The organism is Corallococcus terminator (assembly GCF_003611635.1).
GTDB classification, from domain to species: Bacteria; Myxococcota; Myxococcia; order Myxococcales; family Myxococcaceae; genus Corallococcus; species Corallococcus terminator.
In genome coordinates, this window is sequence record NZ_RAVZ01000118.1 from 1 (window position 1) to 26017 (window position 26017).

Annotated in this window: 19 protein-coding genes and 1 pseudogene; 8 read left to right on the plus strand and 12 right to left on the minus strand. The window is 67.3% G+C overall.

Features of this window, described 5'->3' with window-relative positions:
• From D7V88_RS43840 to D7V88_RS18325, 5 genes and pseudogenes are all read right to left on the minus strand, one after another.
• Positions 1-764: pseudogene (locus D7V88_RS43840) on the minus strand (patatin-like phospholipase family protein); the annotation flags it as partial.
• A gap of 91 nt (positions 765-855) precedes the next feature.
• Positions 856-3177 (minus strand): sensor histidine kinase, encoded by a 2322-nt coding sequence (locus D7V88_RS18310; RefSeq protein WP_158625104.1) that lies wholly within the window; start codon positions 3175-3177, stop codon positions 856-858.
• A 66-nt stretch (positions 3178-3243) separates the two neighbouring features.
• The gene (locus tag D7V88_RS18315) at positions 3244-5217 is read right to left on the minus strand and encodes a S8/S53 family peptidase (RefSeq protein ID WP_120541934.1); all 1974 of its coding nucleotides are present in this window, start codon (positions 5215-5217) and stop codon (positions 3244-3246) included.
• A complete protein-coding gene (locus D7V88_RS18320) occupies positions 5214-6107 on the minus strand; it encodes an isoprenoid biosynthesis enzyme family protein (protein WP_120541935.1) in 894 nt (297 codons plus the stop codon). Before D7V88_RS18320 ends, D7V88_RS18315 begins: the two co-directional genes overlap by 4 nt.
• Positions 6108-6118: 11 nt before the next feature.
• Entirely contained in the window at positions 6119-6700 is a 582-nt protein-coding gene (locus D7V88_RS18325) for a hypothetical protein (protein ID WP_120541936.1), read from the minus strand.
• A gap of 298 nt (positions 6701-6998) precedes the next feature.
• On the opposite strand from D7V88_RS18325, the gene D7V88_RS18330 reads away from it, so the two are divergent.
• On the plus strand, positions 6999-8387 hold the full coding sequence (locus D7V88_RS18330) for a sigma-54-dependent transcriptional regulator (protein ID WP_158625105.1): 1389 nt from the start codon (positions 6999-7001) through the stop codon (positions 8385-8387).
• A gap of 121 nt (positions 8388-8508) precedes the next feature.
• Here the strand turns inward: D7V88_RS18330 and D7V88_RS18335 are convergent, their stop codons facing one another.
• Both D7V88_RS18335 and D7V88_RS18340 read right to left on the minus strand, forming a co-directional pair.
• The gene (locus D7V88_RS18335; RefSeq protein WP_120541938.1) at positions 8509-9555 is read right to left on the minus strand and encodes a hypothetical protein; all 1047 of its coding nucleotides are present in this window, start codon (positions 9553-9555) and stop codon (positions 8509-8511) included.
• On the minus strand, positions 9552-10052 hold the full coding sequence (locus D7V88_RS18340; RefSeq protein ID WP_120541939.1) for a hypothetical protein: 501 nt from the start codon (positions 10050-10052) through the stop codon (positions 9552-9554). Before D7V88_RS18340 ends, D7V88_RS18335 begins: the two co-directional genes overlap by 4 nt.
• Before the next feature lie 557 nt (positions 10053-10609).
• On the opposite strand from D7V88_RS18340, the gene D7V88_RS18345 reads away from it, so the two are divergent.
• Positions 10610-11401, plus strand: coding sequence for a fatty acid desaturase (locus D7V88_RS18345; RefSeq protein WP_120541940.1), 792 nt, complete (start codon positions 10610-10612; stop codon positions 11399-11401).
• 13 nt (positions 11402-11414) lie between these two features.
• On the opposite strand, the gene D7V88_RS18350 is transcribed toward D7V88_RS18345, so the two are convergent.
• Both D7V88_RS18350 and D7V88_RS18355 read right to left on the minus strand, forming a co-directional pair.
• Positions 11415-12308: an alpha/beta hydrolase gene (locus D7V88_RS18350; RefSeq protein ID WP_120541941.1), complete on the minus strand. Its 894-nt coding sequence runs from the start codon at positions 12306-12308 to the stop codon at positions 11415-11417.
• On the minus strand, positions 12305-13828 hold the full coding sequence (locus D7V88_RS18355; RefSeq protein ID WP_120541942.1) for a flavin-containing monooxygenase: 1524 nt from the start codon (positions 13826-13828) through the stop codon (positions 12305-12307). Before D7V88_RS18355 ends, D7V88_RS18350 begins: the two co-directional genes overlap by 4 nt.
• 176 nt (positions 13829-14004) lie before the next feature.
• Between D7V88_RS18355 and D7V88_RS18360 the strand changes: the two genes are divergently transcribed.
• The gene (locus D7V88_RS18360; RefSeq protein ID WP_244238231.1) at positions 14005-14643 is read left to right on the plus strand and encodes a carbonic anhydrase; all 639 of its coding nucleotides are present in this window, start codon (positions 14005-14007) and stop codon (positions 14641-14643) included.
• 20 nt (positions 14644-14663) lie between these two features.
• On the opposite strand, the gene D7V88_RS18365 is transcribed toward D7V88_RS18360, so the two are convergent.
• Entirely contained in the window at positions 14664-17102 is a 2439-nt protein-coding gene (locus D7V88_RS18365; protein WP_120541944.1) for a PAS domain S-box protein, read from the minus strand.
• 13 nt (positions 17103-17115) lie between these two features.
• Entirely contained in the window at positions 17116-17466 is a 351-nt protein-coding gene (locus D7V88_RS18370) for a hypothetical protein (protein ID WP_147448771.1), read from the minus strand.
• Positions 17467-17709: 243 nt separating this feature from the next.
• On the opposite strand from D7V88_RS18370, the gene D7V88_RS18375 reads away from it, so the two are divergent.
• The 5 genes from D7V88_RS18375 to D7V88_RS18390 all read left to right on the plus strand — a co-directional run bounded on the left by D7V88_RS18375 (position 17710) and on the right by D7V88_RS18390 (position 23323).
• On the plus strand, positions 17710-18027 hold the full coding sequence (locus D7V88_RS18375; RefSeq protein WP_147448772.1) for a hypothetical protein: 318 nt from the start codon (positions 17710-17712) through the stop codon (positions 18025-18027).
• 666 nt (positions 18028-18693) lie between these two features.
• A complete protein-coding gene (locus tag D7V88_RS43070; protein ID WP_158625106.1) occupies positions 18694-18870 on the plus strand; it encodes a hypothetical protein in 177 nt (58 codons plus the stop codon).
• A gap of 813 nt (positions 18871-19683) precedes the next feature.
• On the plus strand, positions 19684-20661 hold the full coding sequence (locus D7V88_RS18380) for a hypothetical protein (RefSeq protein WP_120541947.1): 978 nt from the start codon (positions 19684-19686) through the stop codon (positions 20659-20661).
• Positions 20662-20760: 99 nt separating this feature from the next.
• Positions 20761-22449 carry a glycosyl hydrolase family 18 protein gene (locus D7V88_RS18385; RefSeq protein WP_120541948.1) on the plus strand — a complete coding sequence of 563 codons (1689 nt, stop codon included), beginning with the start codon at positions 20761-20763 and terminating at the stop codon, positions 22447-22449.
• Between the two features lie 49 nt (positions 22450-22498).
• Positions 22499-23323, plus strand: a complete 825-nt coding sequence (locus tag D7V88_RS18390; protein ID WP_120541949.1) for a GNAT family N-acetyltransferase — start codon at positions 22499-22501, stop codon at positions 23321-23323.
• Here the strand turns inward: D7V88_RS18390 and D7V88_RS18395 are convergent.
• The coding region (locus D7V88_RS18395; protein ID WP_244238232.1) for a condensation domain-containing protein at positions 23320-26017 on the minus strand (2698 nt) is incomplete at its 5' end. The two genes, D7V88_RS18390 and D7V88_RS18395, sit on opposite strands and share 4 nt — an antisense overlap.

Consider the following 26017-nt stretch of genomic DNA (forward strand, 5'->3'; position numbering starts at 1 on the left):
TGCGGCGTGTGGTGGCTCCGCTTGCGCATGTCCTGGCCTGGAGTCGCTGGCGACGCCACCACCAAGCTGTGGCCATGCAGTGCCACTACCGCGCACGAAAGGCGCGATTCAAACTGCAACTGTAGGATTAGGGGGCTCGGCGTCAGAAGCAACATCACTCCCCAGCCACCCAGGCCGCTGGCGAGCACCGCGGCGATGCTGAAGCCCAGCGCCATTCCTTTCAGATGTTCTTTTACCTTTCCCTTCTGGAGGACCGCTGCCAGCCGCATGGCCTTGCGGATGCGCTGGGCACCCGGGCCAAGTGCTGGGGCTCCCCGCTCCTTCGCGAGCGCTTCTTCTCGCTCCGCTGCCGTCGTCCGACGCTGCCAGTCCATGAAGGCTTGCAGCAGGGGCCTACCCTCCGGCGAGGGTTGAAAGAGGTCCCTCACGAAGCCAGGGGTGCTCAGTTCACGGTTCATCTCGGCAAGCAGCTCGAAGCCCTGTGCGCTCTTGCCTGGGTTCTTCCCTGGAAGCGACTGCCGCCCGTACTCCGCGGCTGCCGCGGCCGCCGCCGCGATGGCTCCAGCCGAGGCCCCACCGATGGAGCGGAAACGATAGTGTCGCGCCAGCTCGAGAATGGCAGGCGGATAGACGACTCCGCTCGTTACCCCTCCCTTCATGATGAGGTCGCATTCCTGATCCGGCACCATGTTCAGCCGGCTGCGCTCCTCCTTGCATGACGTGCCACGGCCCAAGTCCTGAACCGTGTTTGGAGTCTTGTCCATTGTCGCTCCTGGTATCTCCAGATGGGCCCATCACGCCTGTACATGTGCGCCGCGTTCGCAATCTGATGCACAAGAACAGAAATCATCCAACTCACCCAGGGCTGGCTCTTGCGGTAGAGGGTACCGCCACGGGGGAAGACGCGATGAGCGCACGCTCCGGTACGTGGAGGCAGAACCATGTACGTTCCTCCCTGCGCTCCAGGCTGATGCGCCATCCAAGGCTGCTCACCAGGCGCTGGGTGATGGCCAGCCCCAAACCGGAACCGCCTTCCTTCGTTGTCATCCACGGGTTCCAGATGTGGTCGCGCAGCGACTCCGGAACCCCGGGGCCAGAGTCCCAGCACTCCACCTTCAGCCCTTGGTCGACCAGCACGGCACGTACACCGATGCTTCCCCCGGGCTCAACCGCCTGCATTCCGTTGCGCAGCAGGTTGGCGAGCACCTGGAGCAGCATGTCCGGATCCGCCAGGACCACCAGGCCTTCTGGCACCTCAATCGACACGGAGATCCGCTTGTCTTCAAGGGGCTCCCGGATCAGCTCCAGCGCGCGTTTGAGCGGACCGACAAGCGTCACCTGTGCCACCTGCGGCACGGGCAGCTTCAGCTTGCGCAAGGTGACGAGCATCCGCTCCAGTCGCGCCACCTCTTCACTTCCAATCTCCACATCCTGGGGCTCCAGCGCGTGGCCTCTTCCGCTGCGCTTGAGCAGGTAGCGGAAGAAATTCAGCGGATAGGCAATCTCATGCGAAAGCTCCGCGCCCAGAAGCCCGAGCGTGAACCGTTTCTCATCGCGCGTAGCCTCCACGTCGCTGCGTCGCAAGGCGTCCAATTCCTTCAAGGCCTCGGCGTGGTGCAGCGACACCGCACCCAGGCTGGCGATGGTCGCCAGGAGTGTCAGGTCCTCGCTCGTGTAAAGGGCCGCATGGTGCTTGGGCGGTAGGAGCAGCACGCCGCGCAGCCGGCCCAGGGAACGCATGGGAACCACGAGCATGCGATTCCAGGGTGTTTCCTCCGTCCACACGTGGTGGCCCGTGTTGAGCCGCTCCAGGGCATCCTCGGGGAGGTTGGGCACCGCCGGCAGTTCGTGCGCTTGCAACACGCGGACGGGGCCGCTGGTGGGTAGCCAGCGCCACACCACTGCCTCCACGGCTTGTCGGATGGCGGGGAGTTCGTGGAGGCTGGAGAGCTGATCGCTGAGCTGCTCGATGCTGGGGCGGAACTGCGAGGTGGCTGGGAAGAACAGCCACAGGCTCAGCCGGTTGCAAGCCATTATCCCGCCGATGAGCACGGGGAGGGCGAGCAGCGTGGGCAGCCATGTCTCCACTCCCTCCCGCACCAACAAACGCAGCGCCAGCCATGCGAGGAGGGTAGCGCAGAGCGATGCCAGGAGGATGGGACCCGCCAACAGGCGGCGCGACAGCACGACGTTCGTCGCAAGGATGTTGTGGCGCACCAGCGAGAAGCCAACCGACAGCGGGAGCAGCGGGATGACGAAGGGCACGAACAGGTGGACCACCGTGCTGCCGGACGCGAGTGCCAGGAGAAATCCCACGGCCAGTGTCGCGGGCGCGGCAGCCAGTCCCCAGGCGGCGGACAGCAGTTCTGACCGCTCCCGTCCACTGCCGCGACCCAGCCGCAGCACGATGGACAGCAGGAGGACGGCCATGCTGAGCGGGATGCCCTGGCCCACAAGGAGGCGGGTGGTGGAGGCGTCGCGCCCCAACCAGGGTGACAGCCCCATCCAGATCGCCGCACCCACGCCCCAGGCCGTCACCGCGAGCAGCACCGGGAGCAGGACCCGGCGTCCGCGCCGGGGTGGCTCTGGAAAGGCATAGGCCATCCACAGGAATCCCAGGTCGAAGCCCACGCCGCCCACGGAGAACGCTGCGGGGAGCGTCGCCGTCGTGTGGTAGTCGTAGAACGTGAGGAACAGCAGGTAGGCGCCCACCGCCCAGATCGCATAGGCGCGGGCCCCGGGCCGGTGCCCTGCCATCAGCAGCACCATGCCAGCCGTCCAGAGAAGGAAGAGCGCCACCAGGGCGTAGAAGCCGAAGAAGAAGCCCATCTCGTGGGTGCTCAGCCTCAGCAAGGGCCGGATGACTTCGCGGGGGCCCGCGGACGTCATGAAGGTGAGCCGGACCTGGGTGTGCCCGTCCCTCGCCAGCGCGGCGATGCGCGCGGCGGCGGACTGGGATGGCAGGCGTGCATCAGGGGAAAGCGGTTGTCCCTCCACGGCGACGAGCCGGTCGGGGTACTTGAGCGACAAGGGCTCCAGCGCCCAGGACGGCATGGAGACATTCGAGAAGTCCGCGTACGGGTCCACGAAGAGCCCGGGGAAGGGGGCTCCCACGGTCTGCCAGGCATTCACCGAAGCCGCGACGCCTACGCCCAGCAGCAAGGTCACCGCGGTCACGGTGAGCCACGTCACAGGGCGCGAGCGGCGCCTGGAGACATTGCCGATAGAAGGCATTGCCCCAGGCTAACCCACGTCGGGGAAGAGCCAGGGCGGGTCCACGCTGAAGATGTTCGGCTCAGGAATCATCCACTTCTCGGAGAAGGCACCCCGGCGCCCGAAGATGAAGCGCTGGAGGTGTCCGCCTGGGAGGACGCTCAACCGCTGCTCCAGTTGCTCCAACCATCCTTGAAGCGCTGGCGCCTCGTGGCGGAAGGCCACCGTCTCCAACTCGAGCCGGAGCGCTTCCAGGACATAGGCCAGACGCCGCACCAGGGCCCCATGGTCGTGCGCTCCTACTGTTTCCAGCGTCACATCACCTGTCTCCCAGAGCGCCATCAGGTGCCGGGCCAGCCACATGAGGGCCTCGCGCCACCGCCATGAGTGGAGCACGAGTCGGGCCAGACTCGGCCGTACCTGGAGATAGTCCTCCAGCAGCGCGCGCCAGGGTTCGCCCAGGGTGGCGGGGGCTCTCCGCGTCCACCCGTACCAGGCGAGCGCGCGGAGGAGCGCGGGTTCGGACTCGGCCACGCCGCGAGTGGGGATCCGCCCCGGCCCCGGACGCGTGAGCAGCAGCGCGGCGCAGACCGGATCCCCGGCTGCCAGCGTCGCCGCGAGCGTGTTCACACGTCCTGCCCCCACCTTCAGGTTGTGGCCCAATCGATCGAATTCGTTGAACCCTGCTCGGGCAGGTCCGGGTCCGCTGTCCACGATGGGCGCAAGGTCCGCCGTCCACTGAAGGAGGGCACGCACTTCGTCCGTGTCCAGCTGCGGTGCCTGCCGAAGCACGACCGCGGCGGAGGCAGCGACCAGCGCGGAGGCGAGGCTGGTATCGTCCACGGGCCGCCGCTCCAGCGTCTCCAGGCGGCAGATTTCTCCAGGCGCGCAGAGTGCAACGGAGGGACCGAACCGGCCCAGGGGGGCGCAACTCGTTCGGTTGAAGCGTCTGTACCAGCGGCCCGCGACGTCTGCGGCTCCGACGGCAATGACCCAGGGCTGGCTGTGCAATTCGTCCGCGCCGATGGCGTACGACATGCCGTCAACGCTGGTCTGGTCATGGTTCCAGGTCGCATCCCCCGTGGGGCAGATGATGGGGACCCCCTTGCCGTCGCGGCCCGCACGGCGTGCTTCGCGAAGCACCTCCTGGAGGTGCCGGGGGGTGCCCCAGAGGCCGTCTCCCATAGGGATGAGCACGACGTCCGCATTCTGGACGCCAATGGCATGCGCCAGGCTCAGCGCCACGTCCGTGGGGGCGATCCACGAGCTGTGGACGTCCTCTTCCGTGGGTACCAGGCGGTACAGTTGCAGGGTCACGTACTTGCCCAGGGCCTGTTTGACCGCGGCGGCCATCAGTGTCCCGTGGCCTGGTTCCATGGGGGCCTTGATGATCGGATTGGGGGCGGCGCGCGGTAAGCCGACGAACTGGGGGGCGGGAAATCCTTCGGGCAGGCCCGAGAACGACTCATCGATGATGGCGAGTCGGAGTGGGGACGCTTCCCTGGGCAAGAGGTTCCTGGCCTGTGGAAGTCCGATGAGTTCGAGGATCGAGATGAACAGCTCGGGTTCATGCGCCAGCTCGATGGGCCTGAACGGAAGGCCCTGCTGCCCCGACTTGGGCAAGAGGCCCGTGTCCTCCGTGATGAGCAGATCCTCCACCCCCGCGTTCCGTAGCTCACGCAAGCGATCCACGAGGTAGGTGCTCGTGCAGACCTCGTCATCGATACCGACGCGCGGGTCCTGGGGCGTCGTCACCTGCCTGCCCCGGCGTTCGCACAGCACGGGTTCGATGACGACGACCCGAGGGTCGTTCGGCCCGGGGGCTTGGTGGCGATCCATGACATGGATCCGCAGGTTTCCCAGCGAGGCAATGGGTTCGTGCCCTTCGAGGGGCGCGCCCTTCACTACGACGATCGCCTTGTCGCCATAGGCATCCAGGAGGACCTGCGGAACCGCTTCGTCCAACACAAGCTTGCGTGCGTAACCAATGCCTGTCGTGTTCACAGTGCCCCCTGCGCGGTGATTGCGAGCTGTCGCCCCAGCAGATCATTCAGGGTGGCATCGCCACCCGGCTGGATGCCGCGGACCAACTTCGCGAAGCTGCCCATCCACGTGACCATGCGTCCCAGGCGGGCCTGCTCGGCCAGGGCCATGGCCCGGTCGAGCAGCTGGGGCAGGGCCCGCACCAGGGCTCCTTCTGGCATTCCCAGCACTGCGGGGATGCTCGTGCCCCGCGTGCGCTCGTCCTCCTCGCAATCGAGTGCGTCATCCAGGCACTGGAGGGCGAAGCAGAACATGTCATAGCTGCGCTCCAGCAGGTCCGCCCGTTCCGGCTGACCCGCGTGTCTCAGCAGGCAACCCGCGGCCGTACCGCCCCAGCGCAGCTTCTCCCGGGTCTGCACGGCGTAGGTGGAGACGTCCATCCGCCGTGCCGCCGTCGTGCGCAGCTCCAGCGCGGTGCCCCGTCGGAGGGAGGACAGCGCGCGTGCCAGCGCCTTCCGGGCACCTGACTCGTCCCCGAGCGCCGCCGCCAGTTCGTACTCCCACGCGCGAAGGAAGACGCCGCGGTACACCAACAGGCCAATGTCCGGCTCCACCTGATGGTCCACGAGCCGATCCGCGATGAGGCCGTGGATGGCGGCGCAATGGTGCGCAGCGCGGAAGTGCGAAAGCTTCTCGGGTGAGACGAGCCACGCACCTGGCTGGTCGGGGTCCTCCGCCGCGTAGCCCGGGAGATCACGGTTGATATCGAGGACCCAGAAGTCCTCCCAATGCCCGTCGATCCAGCGGGTGAGCCCCAGCCGGTGGGGGAGGGTTCGCCCGTATTCCCGAAGGGGTGTGGGCAGGTGTTGGGCGATGCGTTGGTACGTGGCGTCGATGCCCGTGGCTTCCATGGTCGCGCTCCTCACCAGACCGCTCCCGGATGGTGCAGCCATGCCAGGCTCTTGAACATGATGTCTTGGAGATTGATCTGCGCGAGCGCGTCCGCGTGCTTCCGTTCCCAGGTGCCTTGGGGCGCGTACCTACGCAGGACGGCAAGCACCCGCTCCAATTTGAAGGGATCACTGCGATTCGCCCCGTAGTCAGTGACCATGTAGTGGAGGTCTTCGACCTCCGCAGGCTGCTTCGACAGCAGTTCGGTCCAGAACTTCAGGACCTCGCGCTGCACTTGCCCCAACTCGTCGGCAGGGGAGTTGGATTGGATTGGCGAAATCGCTTGAAATTTGGTTTCGGTCAACAGCGCCTTGAGACCGCGATACTGGTCGGAACTGACAGATGGGTTCCTCGCCGGGGTTCCCTCCTGTGCATTGAGGGAGGTGAGAACCATTTCGGCTTCACGCGAATCGTCCGACAAGAAGGCCTTCCGAAGCCTCATCGCGTTCTCGCCCGGCTCCGCGAAGAGCGCCCTGAGCACCCGCCGGACCTTCTCGTGACGTTCCTGGTCGTTCACTGACATTGCCCTCTCCATCGTGTCTGTCATCGCCATTGCCCTTTCCTGACTCCGTACAGAGCTTGCCCTGGCAAGGATTGAACCAACGCCTCGTCCCGCAGGATGGGAGGGCCAGCTTCGGGGGAATGCGTGGAAATGGCCCCCCGCGTCACGATGCTGGCATCATCCCGCGCGAGTCGCGCGGTGGCCGTTTCCGACCAGGGGCCACGCGCCGGGGGTCGTTTTCGTCCACTGCCCCAGGGGGAAGGGGCCACCTTCCGGATGAATGACTTCAACGGCGGTGGCACATGGCTTGCGGTGTTTTGGACCCCAGGTGTACGAACCTGACCGACCCATGAACATCCTGATCGTCGACGACCAGCGAAGTGCACGCCGCATCCTCGCGAGCATCCTGTCCACCCAGGAGGGGCTGGTGCTGCATGAAGCGTCCTCGCTCGATGAAGCGCGTCGGGTATTGACGACCATCGCCATCGACATCGCGCTCATCGACGTGCGGCTGGATGTGGACGCGCGCAATCGCGACGGGTTGGTGCTGGTGGCGGAGATCCGTGAGAAGTCCACCGCCCTGCCGGTGGTCGTTACCGCCTCCAGCGAGATGGAGGAGATCCGTGCCGCCATGCGCGCAGGGGCCTACGACTACATCCTGAAGGACGAGCTCTGTGAGGAGTTGGTGCTCCCCATCGTCCAGGGACTGGGCAGTCGGCGCCGGCTGGAGCACGAGGTCCTCCATCTCCGCGCGCGTCTGGCTCCAGACACCGGTGTCCAGGGACTCATGGGTTCGTCGGAGGTCATCGGTCGGCTGCGCACCGCCATCAAGCGCGTCGTCCTTTCGGACCGGCCGGTGCTCGTCACCGGGCCCACGGGCTCGGGCAAGGAGGTGGTGGTTCGCGCCATCCACACGCTCGGCCCGCATGCGGGGGATCCATTGCTCGACCTCAACTGCGGTGCGATCCCGGAGATGCTGATGGAATCCCAGCTCTTCGGCCACGAGCGGGGCGCTTTCACGGGCGCCGACCGCCGTCAGGATGGCTATTTCACTGCGGTTCGCAGGGGGACCTTGTTCCTGGATGAGCTGGCCGAGCTGCCGCTCCTTCTTCAGGCCAAGCTGCTCCGCGTCCTCGAGACCGGGCGCTTCCGGCGGGTCGGCTCCACGACGGAAGAGCACTTCCTGGGACGCGTGGTGGCCGCCACGCATGCGCAATTGGACGAACGTGTGCGCCAGGGCCGGTTTCGCGAGGACCTCTTCCATCGGCTCAATGTCCTCAATGTCCGCGTGCCCGGCCTGGACGAGCGCACGCAGGACATCCCGGCACTGGTTGCCCACTTCTGCGGGCAGCAGACTCGTCCCCTGCGCTTTTCCGAGGATGCACTGGAGGCCCTGGCACGACGCTCCTGGCCTGGCAATGTCCGGCAGCTGAGGAACTTCATCGACCGGCTCGCGGTGTTCTGTGAAGACGACCTCATCCGCGCGGAGACCGTGGCCGCCTATCTGGAGCCCTCCCAGGGCCTGGTGCCCATGGACGACGGGCTCAAGGTGATGGCCCATTCCATCCTGCGGATGCCGGTGGCGAACAAGCTGGACGCCATCGAGTCCATGTTGATCAACGAAGCCCTGGCGCTCGCGGGCGGTAACAAGAGTGGCGCGGCACGCCTGCTGGGCATCGGACGCAAGGCCGTGGAGCGTCGGCTCGAGCGCAAGGATGAATCCCCCGAGGCGGAGTAGCCGGCCGGCCTGAATCTCCGGGACCGTGCGTGTCAAGTGACACTGCCCCCGGGAAGGGGATTGTACAATCCCACTCCCCAGGGGCAGCCCTTTGCTTGTCCAGGAGTGCCGTGGTGCGTCGTTACTTCGCCAACCCGATGCTGTGCGACACGGCCACCCCGAGCACTGCCTCGCGAAGACTGGTGGACTCACCGGACCAACTGGCGGTCACCCCGAGCAGGGTGTCTGAACTGAGGGCGTAGTTTGCCTGGGGACCGAACTTCACGCTGACCGTATTCCCGCCACATTGCTGGAGGCAGGCGCGCACCTGGGCCGCCGCCGACAACTCCAGCTTGTTCTCCAGGGTTTTCGCGAAAGCCTTCCAGGCCAGACCGGTGCTGCCTCCCGTCCGCCAGATCCGCTCCACGCGTACGACGTCCCCGTCCGGAACTTCCTCCGGACCACTTTCCAGATCCGCGTTGAGGATGAGTGCCCAGTTGGTCCAGAGCTTCCGCTCGTAGGCCACGTTCGCGGCCATCCGTTCCAACCGGCGGGTGCTGAACCCATAACCCACGCTGGCGCCCAGGCTCAGTCCCGGCGTCTTGGCCTTCGGGCGGATGAGTTCGATTTCTGCGTCGATTGCGTCGTCCTTTCTCTTTCGGCAGGTTTCAAGGCTGTCGTCGGCACGGACCTTAGGATCCTTCAAACATGCCGCCAGGGCGGCTCCTCCCGCTTTGGCGATTCCCGTCATCTCTGATTGGGAGAAGAACCGGGGATCACTGAAAGGCACCGCCCACTTGAGGGAGACGGAGCCGGCGTCATCGCCAATGCTGTAGCCAGCAATGACCTGGAGGTTGGCAAGGGATGCGGAGTTTGGTGCCCAGAGCGGGCCGGGAGTGAATCCCAGGGACAACACGGTTCCAGTGGTGCTGGCTTCACTGGAGAACTTGAATGACTCTCCGCGTGCCGGTCGGCTGAAGAGGGCGGAAGTGGAGGAGGCCGTCCAGGGGTCGATGGTGGGTTGACTGTCGCGCTTGACCGCGGAGTCGGTGGCACGAACCGCGGATTCCTTGAAGGCGTCCTCCGGCTGGGGAGGGGCGGGCTCAATGGCCGTTGCGCTGGAAGCAGTCGTACAGAAGAGCAGGAGCGCTCCCGTGAGGAGCCGCTGGGAACACGTGAATGTCCTCATTCCGTCCTCCCTCCGAATCGCACGGTGCGGATGAAGCTGTCGTCGTCCGCGCTTCCGGAGGTGGTGTCGCGGCCCTGGTCTACGCGCTTGCGTTGGCCGTCCACGTCCATCCAGAGCTGGTACTTCCAGCGCCCGACCATGAAGCGCATGAAGGCCACCACTTCGTTCTCCGCTCCACGGGGCTTCAGGAGCGGAGCGGGAATCGGAACGAAGAGCCGCCCGCCGGAGAAGATGCCCATCGCGCCGGGAACGGGTTCGTTGTTGCAGTACATGTAGAGGCTCAGCGGGATGCTCTCCGGATGCCACGCGAATGCCAACTCCACGTGAGGGGCCGCCTCCGCCACCCTGTTTCCCGGAAAGAAGACCGGAGGTGGATTGTCCAGGGTCCGCAGGGCCTGCAGCACCTCTCCCGCGTTGGCGTCCTCCACGATCGCGTTCTGGAGTTGTACGCGCAGAGCCTCGTAGCGTGGCAGCAATGACGGGTTCTTCAGTGACATGACGCTCCCTTGAGAGGCATCGGAAATGCCGGTTCTGTGCTCCGGCATGTGTCCAATAGCAATCGTCATGCCTCTGCTTCCTTTGGAGCCCCTGCCTGCGCACGTCACCTGTGCGGAGCGCGCCAGGAATTGGATGGTGGTCGGCTTGAGCCATCGTCATGGCCCGTCGTGGTCGAAACCGACCAGGAACCCGCTAGCCCACATTCACGGCCCGGAAGAATTGGTCGTGTCTGCTAAGTCAAAGGAGTACGAGCGGGCTGGCGCTGAGTGAGCCGCAAGACGGCACTGGTTGCGCGGCTTCATGAGTGTACTGGCGTGCTCTCGGTTGCCACCTTGAGCGCTGGAACTGTACTACCCGTGACTGGACGCTCGCGGGCCCCGCCCGTTTCGGTCCCTCTCCCAACCTGACCCCGGGTAGCGCAGGAGAGGAAGCGCATTGGCCGAACCCTCTCACTCGACAACTACCTTGACACCAGGTTGACCTCAAGGCTACTTATCGGTAGGTTACCAATGGGTAACTTACTCGCGGGTAATGCCGCGGCGATGCTGGAGCCCCCATGTACCTGGCCGTCTGTGGCGCCGTCTTCCTTGGGACCTACCTGCTCAACATCCTCATGATCACGGTGGGCTACCACCGCTCGGTGGCGCACAAGGCCGTGCGGCTCCACCCGGCATTGCGCAGGGCGGTCATCCTGGGCGGCAACTGGCTCACTGGCCTGGACCCCAAGGCATGGGTGGTGATGCACCGGCTGCACCACGAGCACTCGGACACGCCGTTGGATCCGCACTCGCCCGTCAACGTGGGCATCCTGGGCATCGGGCTGGAGCAACTGCGCAACTACAAGAAGGTCATCATCGGGTTGCTGAAGGAGAAGCCGGAGTACACCCGCTACGCGAAGGACCTCGAGTTCCCGCTGAGCACGTTGACCCGCTCCGGGCTCTGGTTTCTTCCGTATGTGTTGCACGCGGCCATCGGGCTCGCGTTGGGCGTGGGGGTGGGGTGGTTGTTGGGGGCCGCGTGGTTCCTCGGGATGATGAGCCACCCGGTGCAGGGTGGCATCGTCAACTCGCTCGGGCACGCGGTGGGTGGGCGCAACTTCGATACGTCCGACAACTCACGCAACAACCACCTGGCTGCGTGGCTCATCCTGGGCGAGGGCTTCCAGAACAACCACCACCGCTATCCAGGGTCCGCCTCGTTCTCGTACCACCTCCACGAGGTGGACCTGGGCTACGGAGCGTGCGTGCTGCTGGAGAAGCTGGGGCTTGCCACCATCCAGCGCGACTACCTCATCCCCCGGCCCCCGCGCGAGCAGACGGTCAACGCTCACCCCGGAGCGCCCGGGTAGGACGCGGACCTCCTCAACGTGCGGTGCCGAGGAGCCCCGAGATCCGCCGGAACACGGCGTGCGCCTCCGGGGTGAAGGTGGCTCCCATGAACACGTGGAACCCTCCGCGTGTCTCGTGCAGTTCGACCTGACCACCCACGGCCGCGACGCGGTCACGAAGCTGTCGCGCGTCCGGCAGGAAGAGGTCGTCGGTGCCCTGTTCGATGTGAATGGGTGGCAGGCCTGCCAGGTCCGCGAAGAGCGGGCTGAGCAGTGGGCCGCGCGGGTCCGAGGAACCGGCCCACCAGCGGCCCCATTCCGCCAGTTCGGCGGCCCGGAGCATGACGTCGCGAGGCTCCACCGCCGCCACCTCCGGGTGGGACATCGTGAGGTCCAACCACGGCGCGAACAGGAACAGGTGGCCCGGCAGCGGGAGGTTCTGGCTCCGGTAGTGCAGCGCCTGCGTGAGCGCCAGGTTGCCTCCCGCCGAGTCTCCGCAGAGCACGAGCCGGCCCGGGCTCACGTTGCGCAGGACGTCGCGGTAGACCTGTTCGAGCAGGCGGAAGGTCTCGGTGTACGGATGCTCGGGGGCGAGCGGATAGAGGGGCACGGTCACCGTCGCGCCCGTCTCCCGGATGAGCCGCTCGATGATGTCCCAGTGCGCGCCTTGAAGCGGATTCACGAACGCGCCGCCATGCGTGTAGATGACGTGCCAGCCCGTGGCTTCGGCCTTGGGTGTCAGCGTGTACACAACCTGACCCAGCACGCGCTCCTCGCGGACGTCACATCGCTTGCGCAGGGATTGTCGGAGCGGTGCCGGCGGCGGGTACTTCCGGCCTGCGTACTCGTGCTGGAGCTGGGCGGGGCCGCGAGTCGGTCCTCGGCGTGTTCGCAGCACGGCGGCGACGAGCCGCATTCGCAAGCTCATCCCGCCACCGCGACATCCGGCGTAGAGGGGGCGGCCGGACGTACGTGCGAGGAGAACCGCAGGTGCGGGTCCACCACCGGGCCCTCCCGGAGCAGCCGGGTGTCCAGGTGGTAGTCCATCGACATCAGCCAGGGGGCCCGGTCGCTCTGACGGGGCAGGGTGTCGAGTGAGCGCTTCACGTAGCCAGCGGCGAAGTCGATCAGCGGCCGGGTGGGCATCGCCGGGTCACTCAGCTCGGGACGGCAAATGGTGTGGCCGTGCGCATCCATGTGCGCGAGCAGGCGGCAGAAGTGCTCGCACAGCAGGCCGACCTTCAGCGTCCACGACGCGTTGGTGTAGCCGATGGCGAAGGCGAAGTTGGGCACCCCACTGAGCATCATTCCCCTGAAGGCCACCGTGTCGGGCAGGTGCACCGGTGCTCCGTCTACGGTCAGCGCGATGCCGCCGAGCGCCTGGAGGTTCAAGCCGGTCGCGGTGACGATGATGTCGGCCTCGAGCTCCCGGCCCGACTTCAGTTGGATGCCATTCTCGGTGAAGGTCTCGATGTGGTCCGTGACCACCGAGGCCCGGCCGCTGGAGATGGCCTTGAAGAGGTCCGCGTCCGGCACCACGCACAGCCGCTGCTCCCACGGGTTGTAGGGAGGGTTGAAATGCTCGTCGACCGGATACCCCTTCGGGAGCTGCCGGGCGTTCACGTAGCGGATGAAACGCCGGGCCGCACGTGGGTAGCGCTGGGCGAATCGCCAGAGGAAGCGCTGCATGGCGATGTTCTTGCGTCGCGTGAGCGCGTGGGCCCACGTCTTCGGTAGCAGCTTGCGCGCGAGCTTCGCGAACAGGTCCTCGGAAGGGGCGGGCAGGATATAGGTGGGCGTGCGCTGCAGCATCGTCACATGCGTCGCCGCGTCCGCCAGCGCTGGCACGAGGGTCACGGCGGTGGCGCCACTTCCGATGACGACGACGCGCTTGCCCGTGGCGTCCAGGTCCTCGGGCCAGTGCTGGGGATGGATGATGCGGCCCTTGAAGCGCTTGGTTCCCTCGAACCGGGGCGTGAACCCCTGGTCGTAGCGGTAGTAGCCGCTGGCGCAGAACAACCACCGACAGGTGAGCTTCATGCGCTCGCCAGTGTCGGTGCGCTCGACATCAACGACCCAGTGGGCATCCCTGCTGGACCAGGCGGCGCCGTGCACCCTGTGGTGGAGGCGGATCGCACGGTCGATTCCATGTTCGGCCACGGTCTCGCGCAGGTAGGCGAGAATGGCGTCCGCGCTCGCAATCGACTTGTTGTTCGTCCATGCCTTGAACTCGTACCCGAGCGTGTGCAAGTCCGAATCGGAGCGGACGCCGGGGTAGCGGAAGAGATCCCACGTGCCGCCGGTCGCACCCCGGGCCTCGAGCAGGGCGTACGACTTCGACGGATGCTCCCGCTGTAGATAGCAGGCCGCCCCGATCCCCGAGACACCCGCTCCGACGATCAACACATCGACGTGTTCGGGAAGGTCTGCGGCGCGCGTGAGGGACATGGCGGGCTCCGTTGCCGGGTCAGGGTGGGAGGCGTCCCGGCGGACGCCCTGACTGAAGGATGGTGAGCGGAGGACGTCATTGCGACTCTTTTTTGAGATGGGCGAGGCTTCGCCTGGGTGACATCCGGCGCCCAGATCTCTCGACGCTCGCGCCAACCCGTGCAAGCGTCGTTGCCGTGACGCCCTACGACAAGATCTTCGAGAACAACCAGCGCTGGGCCGAGGAGCAGTTGCGCTCGGACCCGGATTACTTCACCAGGCTCTCGCAGTCGCAGCAGCCGGAATTCCTCTACATCGGATGTTCCGACAGCCGCGTGCCCGCGAACCAGATCATGGGGCTGGCGCCGGGTGACGTGTTCGTGCACCGCAACGTCGCCAACCTGGTCAACAACGTCGACCTCAACGTGATGTCCGTCATCAACTACGGCGTCCGGCACCTCGACGTGAAGCACATCGTCGTCTGCGGCCACTATGGCTGTGGCGGCGTCCAGGCAGCGATGCAGCCCAAGGACCTGGGCATCCTCAACCCCTGGCTGCGCAACATCCGTGACGTGTACCGCTTCCACAAGCTGGAGTTGGACGGCATCAAGGATGAAGCGCGGCGCTACGACCGGCTGGTGGAGCTCAACGTCCTCGAACAGAGCATCAACATCATCAAGACGGCCGCCGTGCAGAAGTCCTTCCTGGCGCGGGGATTTCCCATCGTGCATGCCTGGGTGTTCGATATGCGCAATGGCATCCTCAATGACCTGAAGCTGGACTTCGAACAGACATTGCACAACATCCAGGAGGTCTACGACCTCACGAAGGACTGAACTTCAGGCCTGTCAGCGTCTCACGCCGGAAGCTCGACGATGAACTTCGCGCCGAGCCCCGGGGTGCTCTCCACGCGGATGCTTCCTCCATGCGCCTCGACAATCTGTCGCGTGATGAAGAGCCCCAACCCGAGCCCTCCGTAGTTGCGTGAAGCGGCGCGTTCGAAGCGCTCGAAGATGCGGCCCTGGGCCTCGCTGGGAATGCCCAGGCCGTGGTCCTCGACGATGAGCCGCACCCCCCGCTCGTGGCGTGTCACCTCCAGCCGGATGGGCTGTCCCTCGCCATACTTCAGCGCGTTGGTCAGCAGGTTGAGCAGGACCTGCTCCATCCGCAGGCGATCCCAGTGTCCCCGCACCGGCTCCGGGGCCACCCATTCCAATGCGCAGCCCGCGTTCTGGAACTGCGCCGCGAGGTGGTCCGTCACGTCGCGTGCCACCGCCACCAGGTCCATCTCCTCCCGTCGCAGGTCGAGCCGCCGGTCGTTGATGCGAGAGACATCCAGCAGGTGCTCCGCAAGCTGTGACAGCCGCTGGAGCTGAGCCTCGAAGACCTCCAGCATCCTCGACACCTGGTCCATGGGCAGAGGGTGGGGACGCTTGAGGGCGGACTCCATCTGCTGCACGCGCAGCTTCATGGAGGTCAGCGGGGTCTTCAATTCGTGGGAGGCGATGGACAGGAATTCATCGCGCGCACGAATCGACTCCTGCGCCGAACAGTAGAGCCGCGCGTTGTCGATGGCCACCGCGGCCCGACGGCCCAGCTCCTCCGCCAGCGCCAGCTCCGCCGGCGCGTAGGCGTGCCCCGAATGGGGGCGGATCAGGAGGAGCACGCCCAGGGTGCGACCTCGCGCCTGGAGGGGCACGCCGAGCGACGGACGGCCCTGGAGCGTCCTCACCCGGGACCACCGCGCTTCCCTCAGCGCCACGGGGTCCAGCAGCCCATGGGACACCTCCTCGGCCTCCGATTTTCCGGTGGACAGGACCCGGGCCGGGCCGTGGAAGGACTCCGGCGCGGGAGGGTGGCGTAGGAGAAACTCCCGCACGTCCGCTGCGCGGGCCGGCGAACGGTCCGCCACCGCCACGGGGCGCAAGGGCAGCCCGTCCGTGGGCACGAAGACGATGCACAGCTCCGCCAGCAGGGGCAGCGCCAGTTCGGCGACGCGCTGGAGCGTGGCTTCATCGTCGAGCGAGGTCACCAACTCGCGACTCGCCTCCGCCAGGAAGCGCTGGGAGATCTCCATCTGCTTGCGCTCGGTGATGTCGGTGGCGATGCCGCAGAGCGCATTGATGGTCCCGGTGGCATCGAAGAGCGGGAACTTCTGCGTGAGGTGGATGTGGATCCCATCGTCATGCGAGAGCCGCTCCTCGCGCTCCACGGACTCGCCGCTCTGGAGGATGCCCTGGTTGGCGTTGTGCAGGGCTTCAGCGATCTCCCGCGGAAAGACATCGAAGACCGTCTTGCCGGCGACCTCCTGCCGGGTGTGGTGGAAGAGCCGCTCCCACTCGCGGTTCACGAAGAGGAAGCGCTCCTGCGTGTCCAACAGGAAGAACACGGTCGGCGCGTTGTCCAGGATGGCCCGGAGCCGCTTCTCGCTTTCGAACAGGGCCCGCTCCGCCCGCTTCTGCTCCGTCACGTCGATGCTCACCGCGAGGGAGCGGATCACCCTGCCGGCCGCGTTCCGCTCCGCGATGGCCGACAGCAGGACGTCGATGGGCTGCCCGCCCTTCTTCACCAACTGGTACGGCACGTTCCTGCATTCGCCGGTCTTGAAGTACGCCGGGAGGATGACCTCGCGGGCATGGCGCTGGGACTCGGGCGTCAGGAACTCCACCGAGTCGTGCCCGAGCACCTCCGCGCGCTCATAGCCCAGGGTGTTCAGCCAGCGATCGCTGACGCTGACGAGCCGCCCCTTCTCGTCGATGGAGTGCATCATCACGGGGGTGTTGTTGTAGAGCGAGCGGTACTTCTCACCGGCCGCCCGCAGCCCCTCTTCGGTCCGCTTCCGCTCGGTGATGTCGTTGAAGATGGAGACCCCACCGCGAAGCACCCCGGCCGGGTCGCGCACCGGGTTGGAGCTGACGAGCAACCAGGTCCCCGCCGGCCTCGCGGCGTTGCGCAGGAAAACCTCCGTGCGGCTGACGGTCTCTCCGTCGAGTGCACGGGCCATGGGCAGGCGTTCGGGCGGATAGAGCGTGACCTGGTCCGGCAGGTAGAAGCCGTAGTGCTCTGGCCACTGGTCGACGGGCATGTCCGTCACCCCCATGCCCAGGAGCTGCTCCGCCATCGGGTTGAGGAACACGAAGCGCCGGTGCTCGTCGGACACCAGGACCCCCTCGCCCATGCTGGCGAAGACGGCATCAAGGCTCCAGCTTTCGAGCAGGCGATCCATGGGGCGCGGGAAGAGGGCGCGCTCTTCGACTTCAACGATGGGGGCTGCCCCCGGCGGGCGCCAACCCATCCTGCCTGGGCGCTCAGCGCACGAAGCCTGCCACGGGGGTTTCAAAGACCTTGCTCACGACGTTCCTCGCACGGAGCCACGCCGTCGCTTCCTCGCCGAGCTTGCCGTAGACCCGGATGTCCACGGGTTTCACGACGTCGAGCAGCGCCTTGAATTCGGGCCAGCCGGAAATCATGCGGATGTGGTCCATGACCTGGCTGGCATCCGCGAACGTGATGACCGCGCCGACTTCGGTGGAATCAGGCCGGGCATGGAACTGGAGGCTGACGAGGCCGCGCACGCCTTCGCGTTCCAGCCTCGTGGCCGCGGCCTGGATGGTGGTTTCAAAGACGCTGAAGGGGCCTGTCAACTCCAGCACCTCCACGAGGGTGATTCGCTCACGGGCTGGCTGTTCCATCTCCAGACTCCTTCCGCCGGGCCTCCTCTGGGGATAACCACAGCCAGGTGCACGCGGCCAGGTGCCCCCCTGCCTGCCGGTGTCACGCTCGCCCTCCAGGTGGGGGCGGGGCTGGACAGGAGAAGAGGCCGGCTGCCTTCACGCAGCCGGCCCTGGAGGCACTCGGGCTTCGAGGGTGCTATGGACGGATCAGGGCTTGAGCGTGATGCCGTGACCTCGACGTCGCACCGGCAGGTCGGAGTGCCCTCTCCGGACGAGCCCCCGCTGCCGCTGTCGGACAGGGCCTTGATGAAGAGCTGGCCGTCCGAGTGGAACCCCTCCAGCGCGCCGGGCGCGCCGTCCACCGCCAGGGTGGAGAAGACCTGGATGGAGTGTGGGGTCGTCGCGAAGCACCTGGGTGATGGCCGGGATGTGCCGGTTCAACGCCGCCACGTTCTTGATGAAGCCGCCCTCGAAGTCGAAGTCGATGTGGCGCACGCCGTGGTTCGCCATCACGATAATTGTCTGGCCATTCTTTGGAGGGAGTGAAGGCTTGCGCGTAGCGCACCCGAAGCTGTGTATTCGCGAGGCGGCCCGGCCGTCCGCGAAAGCCAATCTCGGCCCCGCATGGATGTAAGCCATTCGTCCGCTGGGACGGGGGCTCCCGGCCCGTCGGGCATGTCTGGTGATGGGGACTCACCCCAGGGGGACGGGGCGGCCGTTCCTGGGGGTCGGTTCGGGGCGGTAAACAGTTCCGACGGGACGGATGGGTGGGTTCCTGGAGCCGGACCCAGGGGTCCCGGAAGGTGAGACCGCCGACACGGCGCCCTGCGTGGAGTCGCACGAGGTGCCCCGTGGGCGGGGTGGAGGCCCATGGCTTTTGTCCTGCGCGTGTCGCCGCTGGGGGTAGGCGCGGGCAGGTGGGTGTGGCTGGCGCCGACGGGCTTCGTGGCAGGACTCGCGCGTGCGCCTTTTCATGTGCCTGTCGGTGGGGCGCGCTGCGATGGGGTCTCCTACGTGCCTCTGGCTGATTTGGATGTCTGTCTTTTAGGTTACGCGCCGAAAGGGCAGTTGTTGCCAGTGGGGCAGGGCGCCAGCTTCAGGTCACGCAAGCAATTGAGTCCGCCAGCAATGGTGAGGGACTGCCTCTCTCCCACGGGTCAATCCTGCTTGCTCGGACGCGCGAGGTGGCGGCCTCTCAAGGAGAGCATCCTCATGACGAAGACGAAGGATGAGACGAATCCGCTCAAGGCCTGGGGCTGCGCCCGTGTGGAGGCGCACGTGGACCTGCGCGCCGGGACGCTGGACCTGAAGATGTCGTCGGGGTGCGAGCAGGTCTCCCCGCCGCCGGCCCCCAGGGGGAGATGGGGTTCGCGGAAGTCGGGTCGGTGAATGAGGCCTGGCGTGTCTGTTTTCAAGGGCCCGCCTTGATTCATGCTGTGATTCAAGCGCCCCCACACCCTCCAGGGGCCCTGCCGGCATGGATGTCTGGCATTCACTCTGGGCCTGTCCAGGGGTGGAGCTTCCTGGCAAGGGGGCCGGGTCTGCTGCCTCCGTGTCAGGTCCTCGGGGGCTTGGGCGCGGTGGGCGGGACGGGCTGGATCAGGACGGGTGTGCGCCAGTATCGGCCCGCGAGGTCCCAGGAGGGTGGTTCCGCGCACATACTTTCGACCCTGGAATCGGATGATGTGCCCTGGGGTATGAGAAGGAGTACGTGGACCTTTGTACGAGGAGTCCTACTCCTACCCGAGGGTGAGAGGGTGGTGTCGCACAACCCTGCACGTCCTTCCACCGGAGGAGGGCCCGGAACGGGGAAGGGCGGGACTGACGCTGACCTTGTTGGTAGGAGTTGATGCCGCGTGTCTTTTGATGCCTGTCAATGATTTATTGATATCGCTGTCGACTGGGCGCTGGTTTCTCTTCTGTGATTGCGTCGCCCGACGCCCTGGCGGGAAGGAATTGGCACGTCCGTGCCCCTCGGGGCGATTACCCGTACTCCGGTATGTTTTCGGAATGCAGGAATATCATGAGTGGGGATGTGATTGCGCGGGTGGGTTTGTCTCCGCCGGACTGAGCCGAAAAGGCAGTTGCTGTCGTTGGGGTGGGGAACCAGCTTCGGCTTCCGCAATCCAGTGCACCGGTGCGCATCCCTGGATCCAGTCAGGGCGTGCGTACGTACCGCCTGATCCGACAAGGAATCCGCTCATGTCCCATGGTTCTTCCTCCTTGGTGTCCCTCCGTTCGTCCACCCGCGAGGGCGCGCCCGGCGCCTGGAGTCTCTTCAGTACGTGGGTGCCCTACGTGCTGGGCCAGCGCACCCGGGCCATCATCGTCCTGCGCTGGGTGCGGTTCGCGGCGGAGCGGCAGGCCACGCTGGTGGCGTCGCTGCTGGCGAAGCGCAGCCCTCCCACGCCCCTGGTCTGGATGACCGTGGAGGCCAAGGGCCTGGAGCGCGTGCGCCCGGAGGTGGAGGACGCCCTGCTCGCGCGGCTGCGGGAGCTGGTGCCCCCGGCGCTCAAGGCGGTGGTGCTGGCGGATGAGGGCTTCAGTGAGCCCCGGACGCTGCGGCGGCTGGATGCGCTGGGGCTGGACTATGTCGTGCGGCTGGACCCGGACACGGTCGTCTTCAATGACGTGGAAGGCTGCCGGCCCGCGGCGGCGTGGACGCCGGGGTCCCTGCGCCCGGGACGCGTGCGGGACGTGCGGCTCACGCTCGAGCGCATCCCGGTGGGGGCGCTGGTCTGCGTGAAGAAGGGGGCGCGTGAAACGCCCTGGTGCCTGGCCACCAGCCTGCGCACCGCATCCGCCACGACGGTGGTGGGCATCTATTCGCGGCTGCGGCGTGAGGGGCCGGAGGTGCTCACGCCGGAGGTGTTCGCGCGCATGGACCTGGCCGCCGGAGGGCCCCACCCGCCGGGACAGCGCGATCGCCTGTTGCTCCAGGGGGCGCTCGTGACGGAGCTGCTAACGCTGCTGGGCGCGGTGGGCCGTGGCCTGGGCCTGTCTCGGCCGGAGCCCAAGCGCCCCGCGCGCCGTGGCGTGCGCACGCTCTTCCAGCAGGGCTGCATCTACTACCAGGCGCTGCCGTTGATGCCGGGGTCGCAGGCGCACCAGTTGGTGGCGGCGTTCCATGACCATTTGGATGACAAGCCCGCCTTCAGGGCGCTGCTGGAGGCCTTGTGAGGCATTGCCCCCTGGGGGCGTAGCGCTGGCGCGAAGGGCGTCGCATTCATTGTCTGGGTTTGATGGGCGTATTTTTCTTGTCTGGGGAAACGAAAAGCCATGATGGATTCGAAGCGTGGGTGGGATGGGGTGGGGCAGGGGACGTCGTCGCGGATGGGCACGGGCCCTCGGGACTGGCTGGGGCGCCCCGAAGCTCCGCGTGGTGGTCTGGAGACCTTCGTTCCGGATGCGCTGACGCTGGACGATGTGTCGACGCGTCTGGGCTATCAGGCGGTGGGGTATCGCGGGGATGGGCTCGGGTCCAATCTTTCCTATACATCGGTGCGCGTGGGACGGCCGGTGTTCAATGGATACATCCAGGACCCGTCGCGTCCGCGGCTCTCCGCGTATGTCTCGGATCTGGGGCTGGAGGACGGCCGGCCGGTGGGCTTGAGGGAGCCGCGCTTCTTTGGCCGGGGGTTTGATGTCTCGCGCCTGCCGCCCACCGCGTATGATCGGCTCGTCTTCGGCTCTCTGGGCATCGTGGGGGATGCGGGGCCTCGGGCCGCGCAGATCCGCAAGCACGCTCGGGGTTCGCAGTTGGATCGCCGGGGGCGCATCACCATCGTGGACTTCCTCCAGGACGTGGCGTCCTTCCCCTTCCTGGGCGTGTCCATGGCGAAGGTGGGGGCCAGCCTGGCCAACTACCACGCGCTGTACTTCTCCCAGGAGACGGCGCAGGGGCAGTTGGGGGGGCTGCGCACGCTTCAGCGGCGGGCCGCGGAGCAGGGGCATGCGCTGGAGTTGGCGTTCTCCATCGGGGGGCGGCTGATGTCCGGCCACTTCTCCGGGATGGCGGCGAGCCCCCGGGAGCGCGCGGAGTTCATCTCCAGCATCATCGAGATGTTCACCCTGTTCCCGATGTTCTCCTCGGTGGACCTGGACTGGGACTGCCTGGGCGGCAAGCGGCTGGAGACGGACGAGGTGTCGAAGGACGACAGCGTGAACTTCGTCCGGCTGATGGGGGAGCTGCGGGGCGCGCTGGATGGCGCGTTCGGCACGGGGCGCCGGCAGATCTCCATTACCGTGGGCTGCGACGTGGCGAAGCTGCGGGCGGTGAACGTGCCCGCGCTGCGGGAGGTGGGGCTCGACCGCGTCTACCTCAAGGGCTACGACTTCTTCAGCGCGGGCTCCTCGCGCGTCATCTCCCACCACGCGAACCTCAAGCGCTACCCGGGCTCGGAGACCTCCATCGAACTGGCGGTGGACTACCTGCTGTCGCGCAAGGTGGACGCGTCCTGTCTGCACCTGGGGTACGCCACCGAGGGCCGGGCCGCGGCGGGCGCCAACCGGGACTCGCTCGAGTACAACCTGGAGGGGGCCGCGCTGGGCACGTTCGAGGCGGGCGTGGTGGAGCTGTACGACGTCATCCGCAACCAGGCGGACTTCTCCCGAGGGCCTCCGGTGGGTCGCAACGGCTTCGAGCTGTGCACGGACAGTTGGGCGGACGCGGACTACCTCTACAGCGACGACGCGCGGCAGCTCATCACCCTGGACACGCCGCGCACGGTGAAGGCCAAGGCGGAGTTCGCCGTCGCGAATGGCCTGGGCGGGGTCTTCTGCGGGACCGCACACCATGACACCGGGCTCTTGCACAACGCGGCGCGCGAGGGGCTGGGTGCCACGGTCAGGCACACGGTGTTCGACATGACGCCCACCTACGTCCCCGGTCAGGTGCGGCCCCTGGGGCCCGCGCTCCGGGCGGCCCGACCGCGCTCGGACGACGTGCTCGGCGCGCCCTCGCCCTGAGGCTTCCTGCCCCGGGACCCGGGGGACCCTTCCGGTGTAGATGGGGAGGATGAGCGACGTGAACCTGTGGGAGATCGCGCGGAGGTTCGAGCGCAACGCAGCCAAGGCCGTGGTGGCGCTGGCGACGGAGTCCGCGCCGTTGGCCGACGGTTGGATGGTGTTCGGGGGCGTGGGCTCCTATGTGAACAAGTCCTGCGGCTACGGGTATGACCAGGAAGTCACCGGCGCGCAGTTGGATGCGCTGGTGGCGTTCTTCTCCTCGCGGGGCGTCGAACCGAAGGCGGAGCTGAGTCCCTTCGCCCCGGCGGCGCTGCTCCAGGGATTGGCGGAGCGGGGGTTCGTGCTGCGCGAGTTCGAGACGGTGCTGTACCGGCCGCTGCGCGGCGACGAGGCTTCGCGCGCGTCAGGCCCTGGGGCGCCTCCGGGGTTGACCATCGAGCGCGTCGATCCGCGCGACGACGCGGCGGTGCGCACGTACGTGGAGGTCGCCGGCAGCGGCTTCAGCCCGGAGGGGGAGACGATGTCGGAGCAGTTCATGGCGCTGGGCATCAAGGGCGCACGCCAACCCGGGACGGACTCGTTCCTGGCCCGGCTGGACGGTGTCCCCGTTGGCGCGGGGGGCTGCGAGTCGATGGATGGGCTCACGGGCCTGTTCGGTACGTCGGTGTTGCCCGCGTACCGGCGACGGGGCGTCCAGCAGGCGTTGATTTCAGCCCGGCTGGCGCGCGCCGTGGAGCGCGGCAGTGACATGGCCTCGATCATGTCCTCGCCCGGCATCCCCACCGAACGCAACGCGATGCGCATGGGTTTCCTGATGGCCTACTCCCGCGCCGTGCTGGTGAAGCACGGCGCGGGGCTGACGCCCTCGCCTTAACCAGGCTTCGACGGGAGTGGCTGGAGCGCTGTCTCCAGCCGCTTCGCGAGGGCCTGGACGTTCGGGGTCCGCAGCAGTGTGTAGTGGTTGCCCGGCAGCGTTTCGCGCACCAGCGCCCCGGTGATGAGCGCGTCCCAGCCTTCATCCCGGGGGCCCTCGGAGGTGGGGGCTTCGCTCGCCTGGAGCAGCAGGACGCGGCCCTGGAATGGCCCGGGCCGATAGTGTTTCAGCGCGCGCAGGTTGTGGGTGAACACCTGGAGGAGCGTGTGTCCCTGCGGGCCTTCCGCTTCCGGCGCGGCGAGCTGTCCCCGGTCGAGTTCGAACAGGGACGCGACCTGGCTGGCGTCGCCTACGTCGAAGGGCACGCGGTCGTCCTTCGCCGGGCTGGGATCGATGAGGGCCAGGAGCTCCACCGCCTCTCCCCGGGCCTGGAGCTGGCGGGCCATCTCGTAGGCCACCACGCCGCCCATGGACCAGCCTCCCAGCCGGTAGGGACCCTTCGGTTGCACCGCGCGGAGGGCGTCCACGTAGAGCGCCGCCATCGCCTCCACCGTGTCCAGCGGCGGACGGGTTCCGTCGAGCCCCTGGGACTGGAGTCCGTGGAAGGGCTGGTCCGGTCCCAATTGCTTCGCCAGCTCCGCGTACGCCAGCACATTGCCTCCCGCCGGGTGGACGCAGAAGAAGGGCCGCTGCGTGCCGTGGGGCTGGATGGGCACGAGCGGTGAGAAGGCCGTGGGGGCCTCTCGCAGCAGTCGGGCCAACTGCGCCACCGTGGGGGCCTGGAACAGCGCGGCCAGGGGCAGATCCCGGTGGAACCGCTCGCGGATGCGCGCCATCAGCTTCACGGCGAGCAGGGAGTGTCCTCCCAGGTCGAAGAACGCCTGCGTCACCCCGATGGACCGCTTGCCCAGCAGCTCCTCCCACAGCTCCGCCAGCTCCCGCTCCAGCGTGTCGCGCGGCGCGATGACGGTGGCCTCCGCCGTGGATGCGAGGTCCGGGCGCCGGTGTTGCTTCGGGACGACCTTGCGGCGCAGCGCCTCGGGAGTCAGCAGGGGGCCCAGGTCCAGGGGCGCGTCTGGCGCGGCGAGGACGCCTTGCAGCAGCGCGTCCCATTGCTCCATCAGGTGCTGGACCGTGGCGGCGTCGAAGAGGTCCGTGCTGTAGGAGAGCGCGCCCTGGAAGCCATCGGGTCGTCGTGTGAGGGCGAGGTCCAGGTCGAACTTCGCGGTGGTGTCGGCCAGCTCCAATGCCTTCAGCGTCAGGCCGGGGAGGTCCACCTCCGACTCCGGGGTGTTGTGCAGCGCGAAGAGGGCCTGGAAGAGCGGGGTGCGTCCCAGGTCCCTCTCCGGCTGGAGCGCTTCCACCAGCCGTTCGAAGGGGAGGTCCTGGTGTTCGTAGGCGCCCAGGGTGTTGGCGCGCACCTGGGCGAGGAGCCGCCGGAACGAGGTGCCCGCGCCGAAGCGGGCGCGCAGGACCAGCGTGTTGACGAAGAAGCCGATGAGCCCTTCGGTCTCCGCGTGGCGCCGACCCGCGATGGGGGTGCCCACCAGCACATCGTCCTGCCCCGTGTACCGGGACAGCAGCGTCTGGAACGCGGCCATCAACACCATGAAGGGCGTGGCGCCTTCGCGCTTCGCCAGCGTCTCCACCGCTTCGCTCAGGGGCGGGGACAGGCGCACCGGCAGGAGCGCCCCCCGGGCCGAGCGCTTCTCAGGACGGGACCGGTCGGAGGGCATCGCCAGCGTGCGCGGGGCGCTGTCCAACTGGTGTCGCCACCAGTCGAGCTGGGCTTCCAGCACACGGCCCTCCAGCCATGTCCGCTGCCAGACGGCGTAGTCCGCGTACTGCACGGGCAACTCGGGCAGAGGGGAGGGCTGTCCCTGGCGGAAGGCTTCGTAGAGCGCCACCACTTCGCGCAGGAGCACTCCGAAGGACCAGCCGTCGGACACGGTGTGGTGCAGGCACAGGAGGAGCAGGTGCTCGTGCTCCTCCAGCTTCAGCAGCGTGAAGCGCGCCAGCGGCCCCGTGCCCAGGTCGAAGGGCCGCAAGGCATCCTCGTCCGCGCGTCGCCGGGCCTCGGCTTCGCGTGCTTCCGCGGGCAGGAGGCTCAGGTCCTCCGTGCGCAGGTTTCCGGGCAGGGCCGGGTGGATGTACTGCCAGGGCTCTCCGTCCCGGACCGCGTAGGTGGTGCGCAGGGCCTCATGTCGATGCACCAGCGCGTCGATGGCCTGCTGGAGGGCGGCCACGTCCACCGTGCCGGACAGGCTCAGGGCGAAGGGCATGTTGTAGAGGCTGCTGCCCGGCTCCAACTGGTCGATGAACCACAGCCGCTGCTGGGCGAAGGACAGTGGAGGCGGGACGTCCCGCTTCGCCCGCGTCAGGGGCGGCAGTGCGGGGGTGGTCGCGTCCGGCAGCCTTCGCGCGAGGGCCGCCACGGTGGGCGATTCGAAGAGGGTGCGGACGGCGAGCTCCACGCCGAAGCGCGCCCGCACGCGGGCCACCACCTGTGTTGCGAGCAGTGAGTGGCCGCCGAGTTCGAAGAAGTTGTCATGGCGTCCCACGGTGGGCACGCGCAGCAGCTCAGCCCAGAGGGCCGCGAGGCGTTCCTCGGTGGGGGTGGCCGGGGCCTCGTAGGTGCTCGCGGGCAGGTGCGACGCATCCGGGACGGGCAGGGCCCTGCGGTCCACCTTGCCG

Bases quoted from the DNA above. Each gene is read 5' to 3' on its own strand.
- D7V88_RS18385 (WP_120541948.1), top strand. From the start codon at position 20,761: ATGATGGATTCGAAGCGTGGGTGGGATGGGGTGGGGCAGGGGACGTCG.
- D7V88_RS18365 (WP_120541944.1), bottom strand. From the start codon at position 17,102: ATGGGTTGGCGCCCGCCGGGGGCAGCCCCCATCGTTGAAGTCGAAGAG.
- D7V88_RS18325 (WP_120541936.1), bottom strand. From the start codon at position 6,700: ATGGCGATGACAGACACGATGGAGAGGGCAATGTCAGTGAACGACCAG.
- D7V88_RS18330 (WP_158625105.1), top strand. From the start codon at position 6,999: ATGAACATCCTGATCGTCGACGACCAGCGAAGTGCACGCCGCATCCTC.
- D7V88_RS18355 (WP_120541942.1), bottom strand. From the start codon at position 13,828: ATGTCCCTCACGCGCGCCGCAGACCTTCCCGAACACGTCGATGTGTTG.
- D7V88_RS43070 (WP_158625106.1), top strand. From the start codon at position 18,694: ATGACGAAGACGAAGGATGAGACGAATCCGCTCAAGGCCTGGGGCTGC.
- D7V88_RS18380 (WP_120541947.1), top strand. From the start codon at position 19,684: ATGTCCCATGGTTCTTCCTCCTTGGTGTCCCTCCGTTCGTCCACCCGC.
- D7V88_RS18345 (WP_120541940.1), top strand. From the start codon at position 10,610: ATGTACCTGGCCGTCTGTGGCGCCGTCTTCCTTGGGACCTACCTGCTC.
- D7V88_RS18320 (WP_120541935.1), bottom strand. From the start codon at position 6,107: ATGGAAGCCACGGGCATCGACGCCACGTACCAACGCATCGCCCAACAC.
- D7V88_RS18335 (WP_120541938.1), bottom strand. From the start codon at position 9,555: ATGAGGACATTCACGTGTTCCCAGCGGCTCCTCACGGGAGCGCTCCTG.
- D7V88_RS18340 (WP_120541939.1), bottom strand. From the start codon at position 10,052: ATGTCACTGAAGAACCCGTCATTGCTGCCACGCTACGAGGCTCTGCGC.
- D7V88_RS18390 (WP_120541949.1), top strand. From the start codon at position 22,499: ATGAGCGACGTGAACCTGTGGGAGATCGCGCGGAGGTTCGAGCGCAAC.
- D7V88_RS18350 (WP_120541941.1), bottom strand. From the start codon at position 12,308: ATGAGCTTGCGAATGCGGCTCGTCGCCGCCGTGCTGCGAACACGCCGA.